Source organism: Flavisphingomonas formosensis, from assembly GCF_009755815.1.
Classification (GTDB): domain Bacteria; phylum Pseudomonadota; class Alphaproteobacteria; order Sphingomonadales; family Sphingomonadaceae; genus Flavisphingomonas; species Flavisphingomonas formosensis.
Genome location: NZ_WRPK01000009.1, coordinates 251132 through 263927 on the forward strand (window position 1 = coordinate 251132; position 12796 = coordinate 263927).

At 62.1% G+C, this 12796-nt stretch carries 11 protein-coding genes and 2 pseudogenes; 3 read left to right on the top strand and 10 right to left on the bottom strand.

Going from position 1 to position 12796, the window contains the following annotated elements; genetic code table 11:
* Positions 1-35: 35 nt before the first annotated feature.
* From lldD to GQY20_RS23280, 7 genes and pseudogenes are all read right to left on the bottom strand, one after another.
* Positions 36-1164: pseudogene (lldD, locus tag GQY20_RS23255) on the bottom strand (FMN-dependent L-lactate dehydrogenase LldD).
* A gap of 81 nt (positions 1165-1245) precedes the next feature.
* Entirely contained in the window at positions 1246-2424 is a 1179-nt protein-coding gene (locus GQY20_RS23260) for an LLM class flavin-dependent oxidoreductase (RefSeq protein ID WP_157219530.1), read from the bottom strand.
* Between the two features lie 105 nt (positions 2425-2529).
* Positions 2530-3441, bottom strand: a complete 912-nt coding sequence (locus GQY20_RS23265; RefSeq protein WP_157219531.1) for an MBL fold metallo-hydrolase — start codon at positions 3439-3441, stop codon at positions 2530-2532.
* A gap of 378 nt (positions 3442-3819) precedes the next feature.
* Positions 3820-5523 (bottom strand): D-lactate dehydrogenase, encoded by a 1704-nt coding sequence (dld, locus tag GQY20_RS23270; protein ID WP_198351154.1) that lies wholly within the window; start codon positions 5521-5523, stop codon positions 3820-3822.
* A 118-nt stretch (positions 5524-5641) separates the two neighbouring features.
* Positions 5642-5998, bottom strand: a complete 357-nt coding sequence (locus GQY20_RS23275; RefSeq protein ID WP_198351155.1) for a nuclear transport factor 2 family protein — start codon at positions 5996-5998, stop codon at positions 5642-5644.
* Entirely contained in the window at positions 5952-6077 is a 126-nt protein-coding gene (locus GQY20_RS32860; RefSeq protein ID WP_198351156.1) for a nuclear transport factor 2 family protein, read from the bottom strand. The genes GQY20_RS23275 and GQY20_RS32860 overlap by 47 nt, the downstream gene beginning before the upstream one ends.
* 38 nt (positions 6078-6115) lie before the next feature.
* On the bottom strand, positions 6116-6955 hold the full coding sequence (locus GQY20_RS23280) for an SDR family NAD(P)-dependent oxidoreductase (RefSeq protein ID WP_157219533.1): 840 nt from the start codon (positions 6953-6955) through the stop codon (positions 6116-6118).
* A 333-nt stretch (positions 6956-7288) separates the two neighbouring features.
* On the opposite strand from GQY20_RS23280, the gene GQY20_RS23285 reads away from it, so the two are divergent.
* The 3 genes from GQY20_RS23285 (at position 7289) to GQY20_RS23295 (ending at position 10322) form a co-directional block, all read left to right on the top strand.
* Complete coding sequence (locus tag GQY20_RS23285) at positions 7289-7447, top strand: hypothetical protein (protein WP_157219534.1); 159 nt, start codon at positions 7289-7291, stop codon at positions 7445-7447.
* Between the two features lie 32 nt (positions 7448-7479).
* Entirely contained in the window at positions 7480-8796 is a 1317-nt protein-coding gene (locus tag GQY20_RS23290) for an MFS transporter (protein WP_157219535.1), read from the top strand.
* A gap of 122 nt (positions 8797-8918) precedes the next feature.
* Positions 8919-10322: an NAD-dependent succinate-semialdehyde dehydrogenase gene (locus GQY20_RS23295; RefSeq protein ID WP_269769777.1), complete on the top strand. Its 1404-nt coding sequence runs from the start codon at positions 8919-8921 to the stop codon at positions 10320-10322.
* 8 nt (positions 10323-10330) lie between these two features.
* Here GQY20_RS23295 and GQY20_RS32965 read toward each other — a convergent pair whose 3' ends face one another.
* The 3 genes and pseudogenes from GQY20_RS32965 to GQY20_RS23305 all read right to left on the bottom strand — a co-directional run bounded on the left by GQY20_RS32965 (position 10331) and on the right by GQY20_RS23305 (position 12721).
* Positions 10331-11077, bottom strand: a complete 747-nt coding sequence (locus GQY20_RS32965; protein ID WP_332836110.1) for a CaiB/BaiF CoA transferase family protein — start codon at positions 11075-11077, stop codon at positions 10331-10333.
* 61 nt (positions 11078-11138) lie between these two features.
* Positions 11139-11546: pseudogene (locus GQY20_RS32970) on the bottom strand (CoA transferase); the annotation flags it as partial.
* A complete protein-coding gene (locus tag GQY20_RS23305; RefSeq protein WP_157219537.1) occupies positions 11543-12721 on the bottom strand; it encodes an acyl-CoA dehydrogenase in 1179 nt (392 codons plus the stop codon). The pseudogene GQY20_RS32970 and the gene GQY20_RS23305, both read right to left, overlap by 4 nt.
* Between the last annotated feature and the right edge of the window lie 75 nt (positions 12722-12796).

Genomic DNA, 12796 nt, shown 5'->3' on the forward strand with positions numbered 1-12796 from the left:
GATGCGCGCTGACGCGCGGTATTCTTTTTAAGCTCTCAGATTAAGAGGTCGCGCTTCACATCCTCTATTCTCGTGCATCCCGTTAGGCTCATGGCGACCCGCATCTCGCGCACGATGAGGTCAAGTAACATCTCGACGCCGTTTTGGCCGCAAAGCCGCCAAGGCGTAGACCCAGGCGCGTCCAAGCAGTACCCCATCGGCGCCAAGCGCAAGCATGCGTAGCACGTCGAGCCCGGTGCGAATGCCTGAATCGGCCAGTATGGTGAGATCGTCTCTGACGGCATCCGCTATTGCCGGAACTGCTGCTGCCGTCGACAGCGCACCGTCCAATTGCCGGCCGCCGTGATTTGAGACGACGATGCCGTCGGCGCCCAGATCGCGCGCGGCCCTGGCGTCCTCCGCTTCGAGGATGCCCTTGATCACCAGGTTTCCCTTCCACGTGGATCTGATCCACTCGAGGTCGCACCACGTAATGGCCGGATCAAAATTCTGGGCAAGCCAGCCCATGAAATCAGTGAGGCCGCTGTTCTTACCCAGGACGGGTGCAACATTGCCGAGGCGATGAGGACGTCCGCGGACGCCCACGTCCCATGCCCAGCGCGGCTTTCCCATGGCCTGAAGAAGGCGCCGCGAGGCGGCGAACGGCCCGGACATTCCCGAATGTGCATCGCGATAGCGCGCCCCCGGCACGGGCATGTCGACGGTGAAAACCAGTGTTTCGCAGCCCTGTTGGGCTGCCACGGCGAGAAGATCGCGCATGAAGGCGCGATCCTTGATCACATAGAGCTGGAACCAGATGAGGCCGGCGCCGCGCACGACTTCGGCGATGTCACAAACCGAAACGGTCGAAAGGCAGAACGGAACGTGGCGCGCCCGCGCGGCGCGGGCGGCCTGAACCTCACCCCGCCGGGCATACATGCCCGTTAACCCCACAGGTCCCAAGCCGACGGGAAGGCCCAGCTTCTTGCCGAACCAACTCGTCTCCAGACTGACATTCGATACGTCCCGTAGCACACGCTGGCGCAAGTGAATGCGGGACAGATCCTCTACGTTGCGGCGAAGCGTGTCCTCTCCGTAGGAACCGCCATCGATGTAGTCGAAAAGAAAGCGGGGCAAACGCCGCTTGGCTGCCTGTCTGAAATCTGCTCCTGAACTTATGATCATGAGAGTCCCGCTGCTAACGGCTGCGCATAGCGCGGCGTTTCCACGAATTTGCTTGAGAGCCTATGCCGCGTGCGAGCCGCCTCACCCGCATGGCAGCACTGCCGCTTGGGCGCCGTGCCTGTCCCACCTATTTGCGAGAGGCGGGAAGGGCTCACGGAGACCTGCCTGTTCGAGCAACGGGAGCACTTGGCGGTTAAACCGATCGATGCCATCAAGATAGTCGACCCAGGTGAAGAGAACGCCGTCCAGACCCGCAGCGGACAGCATCTCCAGCTTGGCAGCAATATGCTCCGCCGTTCCCACGAGCGGAAATCCTCCGGCCCCAGCCGCAAAACGATCACGAACCCGCTCGAGCACTTCGCGCGGCAGGCCGTTCGACTCCTGCGCGGTTTTCTCGATCAAGGCATCGACACTTCGCCGGTCTTGATGCCTGACCGCATAATGTTCCAGATAGTCGTCGGCCTCCTGCTGGGTATCGCGCTGCACCACGAACGTGTGGGCCCAAACCTGCACATCGCGCCCGAACGTCTCGCGGGCGATGCGCTTATAGGATGCGATGCCCTCGCGGACATCCTTGGGGTCTTCCGAAGGCAAGCCGATGAAGCACACGTCGGCATGCTCACACGCAAACTGCCTGCCGCGATCGGATGTGCCCGCGTTCATGATCGGCGGCCCTCCGGCCTGCACCGGCTTGGGAAGCGAAAATCCGCCGACAACGTCGAAGAAATCGCCATGGTGGTCGAACTCATCGGGCGAGCGCCACAGCCTTTTGACGAGCCCCAACCACTCGGCGAGATGCTCGTACCGCTGAGAATGCTCACGAAGCGGCGCGCCAAACATCTCGAGCTCTGGGCGATTCCACCCGCCAACGACGTTCAACGTCAGGCGGCCGTTCGAAATATGGTCGATCGTCGCCGTCTGCTTCGCTGCGAGGATGGGATGCATCGACGCGGCATGGGAGGTCACGAAAATTCCGACCTGTCGAGTCGCCTGCGCAATGCCTGCCGCCCAAGTGAAAGGGTCAAGGGCATAGCCAGAGACATGATCAGGGTTGTCCTTGAGATAGCCCTTCCACCGTGCGAACGGCACGACCGCCTCGTACCCCGCCTCATCGACGGCGCGCGCCGTAAGCAAGGACAGCGACCAGTCCTGCTGGTTAGCCTCCGGAACCAAAGTGTGCTGCGCAGTTCCCCTCCCGTTCGTGCAGAATATGCCGAGCTTGAGCTTGTTGGGGCTGCTGATAATCGGGTTGTTCGTCATATATCCCGTCCGTCAGGGGATCGTTCTCGCATGTTCGTTCTGCATCCTGCGCGACGTTCTGGCGCCGGGCGACAAGGCGTCGCGCGCTAGATCCGTTCAGGTCGTTCAGACGGGAGCTGCGTCTTCGACCTGCGCCGCCTGATCCACGATCCACGCATCGCCATCCGGCTTCAGATAGATGCCGGTCGGGCCCGAGAAATGTGAGCCCAGCAACAGCGAGTTGCGATCCGAGACACGTTCCAGGACGGTGCGCCGGGTGGCTCTCGCCATGTCGTGATTCCAGCAGAAATTGTCGCCAACATGGGGAATCGCGACCTGGACAGGGTGATGGATGAGGTCCCCGGTGATGATGGCCTCCTGGCCCTCGGACGAAATTACCACGGCGCAATGTCCAGGGGTATGGCCATGCGTGGGTTCGAGACGGACTTCGTCCACAATCACGTGATCGGCATCGACGAAGGTCGCAAGGCCCGCATCGATGATCGGTTTGATCGAATCCCCCATCACCGCAATCGAGTCTCGGTGATCATCCGCACTCAGAAATGCATATTCCGCCTTCGCGAAGATATATTGAGCGTTGGGGAACGTCGGTACCCACGCGCCGTCGACCAGCATCGTATTCCAGCCGCAATGATCGAGATGAAGATGGGTGCAGAGCACATAGTCGATGCTCTCTCTCGGCAGGCCGGCCGCTTCGAGGCGCTGCAGGAATGGGCCGTTGAGCTTGTTGAACTCGGGGATATCTCGCTCTTTGTCGTTCCCGATGCAGGGATCGACGAGAATCCGCTTTCCGCTGGCTTCGATGATGAAGGCCTGAAAATGCAGTGTGATATTGCCTTCCTCGTCGGCGAAGTCCGGGCAGAGCCAGTCCCCGCGCTTGACGATCTCATCCTTTGTCGTCTGGATGAAGATAGCCGGATCGGCGTTCAGCGGCGGCAGCTCGAGAACGCGCGTGATGCGCGCTGCACCGATCGCCCAGCGCTTGAAGCCTTCATTGTCGGACGGGTGGGGTGCCATGGTGGTGGTGCTCCTCAGTCTTGGCAGGTAGCAAGGTTGAGGGTTCCGCAGTGGCTGCAGCGACGTGCCAACCCGAACCCGATATGGGGAAGCGTCCGCACGGCCATGACCTCTCCAAGGCTCAACCTTTTTTACCCAGGGCGAGCGCCCGACCGCCTTGTACCCAGACCTTCACGGCGATCGGTGGAACCAGACAGCGAGCAATTCGCGGATGAATGCTTCACCAAATAGGCTGACGGTGGATTCGTGGCTACAATGATACGATTATGTCAGCCATAGCCGAACTGCTATGATAGCCCGTCCGAACCGCTCGGAGCGGTTCCGCACTGACCGGATTGAGCTGCTAGACAGTCCTCGCTGAACCGAGCGGATACAGCCTCAAGACCAGTGCTCGGCCCTTGAGGTGCCCCCGATGCCAGGATTGAAGCGGTTGGTTGGATCCAGCGAGCGATAGTGGTCTTGGAGCACTTTTTTTGCGCTATAAACGTGGCCGACATTATGTTCGGCTGGATATTCCGCCCCGCGGGCATCGAGGAGTTCGAGCAATTGGCGTTTCACCGCCGCGGGGTCGGCGCCCTTGGCGAGGACGTAGTCCTGGTGAAAAACATGGCAGAAGAAGTGGGCATAATAGAGTTTCTTCGCGATCTTGCTGTCGATCGATGCGGGCAGCTGCTCGAACCATTCGGTGTCGTTTCGCCGCAGCGCGATATCCAGCGAGATGATGTGGTCCACTTCGTGCGCGTGCAGAGCCCGGTATCGCATGGCAGCGCCGGCGATCGCGAACCGATGCAGAAACGCCTTGGCGCTTTCGGTTCCGGTGCACTCGAAATAGTCGCCATTGGCGGTCGGATACCGGTCCTGGAGATATTGCCGTGCCTCTGTAACCCCGGCTCCGCCCATCTTCAGAACCAGATGGTGTTCGAAGCGATCGCGATATTCCCGCATCCGCGGCGGTAGATGCTCCCCGAACAAACTGCCGGCCAGCTGAAGGAGGCGGTCGCTAAGATGTTCGGGCAGCAGTGGGATCTTGCGCCCTAGATCGTCGATACGCGACTTTAAGGCGAAGAGAAGCGGCAGGCGAGCGGTCCCCAACCGCTCGATCGCGATCACCGTGTCCTTGCCATAGCGCGCCGCGACGTCGAACGCCTCCCGGTGAAAATATTCGCCGGAGATCGGAAGCGAAGCAAAATCGCGAAGTATGTCCCGCCGCAGTTCCGTCAGATCGCCGATATTGTTGCTCCCGACGTAAAAGGTCGTCGTGGCGCCATCCTTCGGAAAGGTATCGAGGCGTGCCGCAAGCAACGCTATCTTTCCGGCGCTTCCAGATGCCTCGTAGAGCCGGGCCGGGTCCGCGTTGAAGCGAGCCGGCGTCCGTTCGTCGATCTTCCGCACATGGTCGCAATAATCGTGATCCGACGCCCGGCGCTCTTCTGGATGGTCAATATCATCCTCCGCAAAGGCGCCCGCTTCGACGCGGCGCAGGATCTCCTCGGGCTCGTCTCCAAGCGCGATACCCAGATGGTTCACCAACCGGAGCCGGCCATCTTCTCCTACCTGAGCGAACAACGCCAATTCGGTATAAGCGGGGCCACGCTGAATGAGCGAGCCGCCCGAGTTGTTGCAGATCCCGCCCAGAACCGATGCGCCGATGCAGGATGATCCGATGACTGAATGTGGATCGCGCCCCATGGGTTCCAGCAATGTTTCAAGCTCGTGCAGGGTCGCGCCCGGGAGGCACACGACCTGCCGTCCGTCACTGATCGGATGGATGCCCTTGAGGCGAAGGGTGTTGATGACGACGACGGGGCGGTCATAGATCCCATTGGGTGTCGATCCCCCGGTCAGCCCGGTGTTTGCCGACTGCATGATCACGATGACGCCCGCGTCCACGCAGGCGGACAGCAGGCGCCAAAACTCGACAAGCGAGCCAGGTCTGGCGACCGCCAGCGCGGGGCCTTCGCCCAGGCGATGTCCCGTCGTGAAGCGACGGGTGCGCGACGGGCCCGTCAGGATGTGCCGTCTGCCGACAATGGCCCGAAGAGCGCGGATCAGTGACTGGGGGCCGGGATGATGTGCTGACATGCCTGAATCAGGGCTCATGGCTGAGATTGCCCCCCAGGTGATGCGCGGCCGTCCATATGGCAGTCAAAGCAGTCATGCTAGTAGCGCTTCCCCGTCGGCAACCCGGCTCGCAAATGGCTCAGCGGCGGTGGTGTTTGAGATCGCCGACGAGGCCGGTCACGACGTGGCGCGAGCGGAATATCCAACGTCCGTCGATCTGCTCAAACCGGTCATGATATCGTCCGCAGGCGATCGGCTGGAGCGGAAGACCATCCGTGGCTTGGAAGGTCGTCACATAAGACCATCCCGAAGCCTCACGGCGAGGCTCCTCGATCTCCAGGATGACGTTGCTCGTGACATGACGTGTCCGGGGCGTGCCATCGTCATAGGTCTTCAGCGCAGTGGCGAGAAATGCCTCTACCGCCTCGGCACCCGACGCTGGAGGATTGTCATTGAGGGTGAGCTCCCTCGCTGAAGAGCCGGCCGACCCCCGCATAGTCGCCATCATCGACCAGGAAGGCATAGCGCGCCATCAAATTGGTGATCGCGCGTTCGTCGTTGACGATATCAGACATGTTCTGATCCTGCGGGGGCTAGGCCAGGCTTCATGGTCCTATACGCGCCGGCCGCCATCAACCTGAAGGGTCTGGCCGATCATGTAGCTGGCTTCCTTGCTGGCAAGGAAGCAGGCGACCGCGGCCATCTCCTCTGGCTCCGCCATCCGGCCCAGCGGGATATTGGCCGTGCGCAGCTTCATATGCTCTTCGGCACTATGTTCGGGTTGCTCCGCGGCGATCTCCTCGTAACGGAAGCGGAGGGAAGGGGTGAGCGTCATGCCGGGGGAGAACGCGTTCACCCGGATGTTGTCCGGCGCAAGCTCAAGAGCGAGAATTTTCGTAAACTCCACCAGCCCATATTTGGCGGCAAGATAGGCGGACATGCCTGCGATGCCGTAATGGGCGGACATGGTGTTCGTGTTGACGATCGCGCCTCCCCCGCTCTTCGCGATCAGGGGAGCGACCCATTTGCAGCACATGAACACCGAGGTGAGGGTTGCGGCGATCGTGTAGTCCCAATCCTTGCGCGAAAGCTGTGTGACCGGCGTATGGTGAATAGGCCCCGCGCTGCGCCCGCCGGCGGCGTTGTTGAACAGAAGATGGCACTTGCCGAAGCGGTCCTCCACCTGGCGTACCATGTCCTCGATAGCTGCCTCGTCTGTCAGGTCCGCCTTGATCGCCAGCCCGGTCCCACCGGCAGCGGTCACGCGCTCGGCGACAGCCTGCAACTCGTCCCACGAGGGAAGCTTGCGGCTCGGTGCATCGGGGTCGTCGTGACAGATGTCGACGACCGCGACCGAAGCGCCGCTGCGCGCGAGTCTGAGCGCGATCGCTTCACCGATCCCGCCTTCGCCGCCGGCCCCCGTGACGATCGCGACATTCCCTTCAAAGTCCATCCGTACCTCCCGCATTCCTTAGCCTTCGTGACTGACCTGGTCCGCTCGAACCCATTCGGTTGTTGCGGCTCTTGGCCCGCAATCCGAACCCGATCGGGCGACTGCACTGAGCGGAGAGGAACTTAGATCAGCATTCGTGCCTCGGAACAGCACCGAAATCCTTATGGCTGTGATGACCGCCGCTATCGGTCGCTTCCATATGGCCGGCTGCGGCATGTCGGACGTCTCCCAGGAGGATCGGGTCGGCCCGGCAGGCTTATCGGCCATATAAGGGTTTCGACTGTGGTTTTTGGCGGGAACACTGATAGCCATTTTCTCGAGAGAGGATCGGAAATGAAGCAAGGCAGCGAGGGGATCGGAGCAGCAATCTATGCCGGCCAGCTTCCGCGCGCGCTCGGTGGATCAGCTCTGTGCCCATTCTCTGACATGCTGCAGGAACTGCAGTCTCATGCCGTGCTCGACGCGCTCGCGCCAACTGGTGAAAAAATATGACGCAAGACGGAATGGGTTTCGGAAGATGGGGCGTGACCGCGACCCTCTCTTTCTGTTTCTTTATGTCCTATGTTGATCGGCTGATCCTTGGCCTGTTGGTCGAACCAATCAAGGGCAGCTTTCAGGCCACTGATATCCAGATCGGGCTTCTCTTCGGCGCGACGTTCGGGGTCGTCTATGCCATTGCCGGGATTCCTATCGGATTCATCGTCGATCGGGGAAACCGAAAATGGCTCATCGTCGGCGGTCTTGCCGTCTGGAGCCTGCTGACGGTGTCGGCCGGGTTTGCGACCGCGCTTCAGTGGCTCTTCGTTTGCAGGATCGGCGTGGCGATAGGCGAGGCCACGCTCTCGCCCGCCGCGACCTCGATGATCTCCGACCTCTTTCCGCCGAAGACGCGGCCCTTTCCAATCTCGATCTTCTTCGCTTCGGGCATGATCGGCGCTGGCGGCTCTTTCATTATTGGCGGCGCCGTCGTCGCCGCCATGACCGCCCTGGTCGCATCAGGCGTGGTACCGGAGTGGGCCCAGCCCTGGCGGCTGACCTTCATTGCCGTCGGTCTCCCGGGCTTGCTGCTCGCTATCTTGATCCTGGCGATGATCCGCGAACCCTCGCGGACAGAGCTCGACGTCCATCAGGAACGTGCCGGCGTGAGAGAATTGCTTACCCTCGTCATCGGCAAATGGTGGGGGCTCGGCGCCTTCTTTCTCGCCATGGCCGCATCGCAGCTCGCGCCTGCGTCGATCGCCGCATGGGTTCCTACCATCCTCCAGCGCGATTATGGCTATAGCATCGCCGAAGCGGGTCTCACTCTTGGCGTCACGCAATTGCTGACGGCGCCTACGGGGCAAATTCTGCTCGGCGCCCTGGCGGGCCTCCTTTTCCGTCGGCTGCAACGCGGCAACGCCTTCGTCATCGTGTGCGCGACCGCCATCGCACTTGCGACGCTCGCTTTTGCTCTGCTCCCTCTGGCCCCGGCACCGAGCCACTTGCTCGTCCTGCTCGGCATTGCGATGTTTGCGTCCATTGGCATCACATCAATCCCGCCAATTACCGTCGGCCTCCTCCTGCCAAATCGCATGCGGGGCTCTGCCGTCGCGGCCTATTATCTCGTTATCGCGCTGTTCGGGGTCGGTGTCGGGCCGGTCCTGATTCCCTGGATCGCCAGCTTCATGCCTGCGGGGCCGGGCACCTATACGCGCGCTATGGCCATCATGGGTGGGCTAAGCGGACTTGTGTCACTGATGCTTTGCGCCCTGGCTATGATCGGCCTTCGGCATCGCATCGAAACATCTGCACCCGAAAAGGGGGTGACCCAGCATGACGAGCCGGGTCTTGCCGGGGCGTAAGCCCGCAGGCCTTTCCGTCAAGGGCTTCCGAAGGGAGCCCCCGCCATCAAATGCCTCGTCGCAGCAGGAGACGCCGTGTGAAATTCCATAATCTTGGCTTGCCTCTGGAGACGCTGATTGGCGTGCCGCCCAGCGCTGACGAGCCGGCTTTCGAAGTGCGTAATCCGGCGGACGACAGCCTTTTGGCGCTTGTTCCCGACATGAGCGTGGAGGATACAAGGGCCGCTATCATCGCTGCCGAAGGAGCGTTTCGATCTTGGTCCAGGCGCCCGGCGGGCGAACGGGCGGCGATCCTGCGCAGCTGGAATGACCTCGTCCTCGCGCACCAGGATGATCTCGCGCGTCTGCTGACGCTGGAGCAGGGCAAGCCTTTGGCTGAAGCGCGCGCGGAAGTCCGCTTCGCGGCCAGCTTCATCGCCTGGTTCTCGGAAGAAGCGCGGCGCATCTACGGCGATGTGCTAAGCCTCGACCATAGCGAGCAGCGTGGCCTCGTTCTGAAGCAGCCGGTCGGTGTCGTCGCCGCGATCACACCATGGAACTTCCCGGCGGCGATGATCACCCGGAAAGTCGCGCCGGCGCTAGCCGCGGGCTGCGCCGTCATCGTCAAGCCCGCCGAGGCCACGCCTCTGACCGCGCTCGCGCTCCAGCGTCTGGCGGTACAGGCGGGCGTTCCGAAAGACGGTTTTGCCGTGATAACGTCGCAGTCGGCGGAGGCCGTGGGCGCCGAGCTTTGCGGGAACCCGACGGTCCGCAAGCTTTCCTTCACGGGGTCCACCGCTGTGGGCAAGCGCCTCATGGCGGCCTGTGCGGACACCGTTAAGCGTCTGTCGCTCGAACTCGGCGGAAACGCGCCCTTCATCGTGTTCGACGACGCCGATCTGGATGCGGCTGTTGCTGGCGCCGTCACCTCCAAGTTCAGAAACGCCGGCCAGACATGCGTATGCTCCAATCGCATCCTGGTGCAGGATGGCATCTATGACGTCTTCGCCGAGCGGCTTGCGGCAGCGGTCGGAAAGCTGACCATCGGCTCCGGTGTCACGGAAGGCGTGACCATCGGCCCGCTCATCGACATCGGCGCCTTGGAAAAGATCGAAAGCATCGTCCTCGATGCGACGCTCCAGGGGGCAAGCGTACTGGCGGGCGGCCATAGGCACGATCTTGGCGGCAGTTTCTACGCGCCCACCGTGCTCGGCGACGTAACGCCGTCGATGGCATGCATGACCACCGAGATATTCGGTCCGGTCGCGCCGCTGGTCCGCTTCTCGACCGAAGAACAGGCGCTAGCGATGGCGAATGACACGCGATCGGGGCTCGCCGGCTATTTTTATTCCCGCGATCTCAACCGCGCCTGGCGCGTCGCGGAGGCGCTCGAATGCGGTATGGTGGGGATCAATACCGGCCTGGTGTCCTCTGAGATCGCGCCCTTCGGCGGGATCAAGGAGTCGGGCCTCGGCCGCGAGGGCTCAAAATATGGGATCGATGAATATATCGAGCAGAAATATGTCTGCTTCGGTGGGGTAAGCTGAGCTTCAGCTCACCCGATGACGCCTTGTGCGCAGAGTTCGTCCAACGTGGCCTGTTCGAGGCCGAGCCGTTCTGAGAGGACCGCACGCGTGTCGTGCCCCAGCGGCGGTGGAGCGGACTTGGCGCCCACAGGGGATTCGGATAGCCGGATCGGTGATCGCACCTCCGGAACCTCTTTCAAGGTGGGATGCGGCAAAGCGGTTCGCATGCCGCGATGGATCACCTGAGGGTCTGCGAATACCGCGGCAATATCGTTGACCGACCCGGCGGGAACCCCGGCCGTTTCGAGCTTGCGCAGCCAGTGCGCGGTGGTTCCGTCCGCCAGGATGGTCTGAAGCCGGGCGATGAGACCCGCGCGGTTGCTCACGCGGTCGGTATTCCTGGCGTAGCGCGGGTCGGCTGCAAGCTCTGGCGCGCCGATCGAATTACACAATCTGGAAAACTGGCCGTCATTAGCGGCCGCGAGCGCGATATCGCCGTCCATGGTTGCGAACGACTGATAGGGCACGATGCTGGGGTGGGCATTGCCCCAACGGTGCGGATTGCGGCCCGAGACCAGATAGCCGAGCGCCTGATTGGCAAGTGTCGCAACCTGCACGTCGAGCAATGCCAAGTCGATGGCCTGACCCAGGCCGGTGCGCTCGCGATGACGAATGGCTGCCTGAATTGCGTTGGCCGCATACAAGCCGGTCATCAGGTCGATTACTGCGACGCCCGCGCGCATTGGCTCGCCGCCGGTCGCGCCCGTCAGGCTCATCAGGCCCCCCCATCGCCTGAATGATGAAATCGTAGCCAGGTCGGTCGGCATGAGGGCCGTCCTGACCGAAGCCGGTGATGGAGCAATAGACGAACGCAGGGTTCACCGCCGCGAGCGAGCGATAGTCCAGACCGTAGCGAGCCAGCGTGCCGACCTTGAGATTTTCGACGAGGACGTCGCTTGTTGCCGCGAGGCGCGCGATCAAGCGGGCGCCTTCGGGGCGGGCAAGATCGGCACAGACTGAACGTTTTCCGCGGTTTGCGGCGAGGAAATAGGACGCCTCGCGCGCGCCATCGACGTCAAGCCACGGCGGGCCCCAGCTTCGCGTCTCGTCGCCCTCGCCGGGCTTCTCGATCTTGATGACCTCCGCGCCGAGATCCGCGAGCAACTGCGTAGCCCATGGGCCTGCCAATACCCGCGACAGATCGAGGAGCCGCAAGCCCGCAAGCGGCGCGGTCGCCTCAGTCAAAAAAAGGCCTGCAAGCCAGTCTGCGCGCGACCCAGGATGAGGGCGTGGATGTCGTGAGCGCCCTCATAAGTGTTCACGACTTCGAGATTGCACATGTGGCGCATCACGGGGAATGCGTCGGAAATGCCGTTTCCGCCATGCATGTCGCGCGACTCCCGCGCGATGGCGAGCGCTTTCCCCGCACTGTTGCGCTTGATGATTGAGATCATCTCGGGCGAGGCGCGTCCTTCGTCCAGCAACCGGCCGACCCGCAGGCAAGCTTGAAGCCCCAGCGCGATTTCGACCTGCATATCGACCAGCTTCTTTTGATAGAGTTGCGTGTTGGCCAATGGACGATCGAACTGCTTGCGATCCATTCCGTATCCGTGCGCCGCAAACCAGCAGCTTTCGGCAGCGCCAAGCGCGCCCCAGGCGATGCCATAGCGCGCCTTGTTGAGGCAACCGAACGGGCCGCCGAGGCCCGAGGTATTCGGGAGAAGTGCGGCGTTCGGCACGAAGACGTCGTCGAGAACCAGCTCGCCGGTGATGGATGCGCGCAAGGCGAGTTTCCCCTCGATCTTCGGCGCCAAAAAGCCGGGCGTGCCTGCCTCGACGATGAAGCCTCTAACCCTGCCGTCCAGCTTGGCCCAAACGAGCGCGATGTCCGCGATCGGGCTATTGGTGATCCATGTCTTCGTTCCGCTCAGTCTGAAGCCGCCGTCGACCGCAACCGCGCGCGTGGTCATGCTGCCCGGATCCGAGCCTGCGCCGGGCTCCGTCAAGCCGAAGCAGCCGACCAGATCGCCGCTGGCCAGCTTGGGCAGATATCTCAGGCGCTGCTCTTCTGAACCGTAAGTATAGATCGGATGCATGACGAGGGAGGATTGGACGCTCATCGCCGACCGGTAGCCACTATCGACCCGTTCGACTTCGCGAGCGATGAGGCCATAAGCGACATGGTTTGCCGCCGCGCCGCCATATTCACTTGGCAACGTCGATCCGAGCAATCCGAGTTTCCCCAGCTCGGTCATAATCGACCGATCGAAACTCTCGTTGCGAAAGGCTTCGCGGATCCGCGGTTGAAGCTCCGTCTGGCAATAGTCCCGTGCCAGATCGCGTATCGCTCCCTCTTCGGCTGAGAGTTGGTCTTCAAGCCGAAAGGGATCCTGCCAATCGAAAGGACAATAGTCGGTCATCTGATCCAATGCCCTCAATTGATCGGCTGGACGCGCCGTGCGTTCGCGCAGCGCTTGTGGACGGTCGTGCGTGCC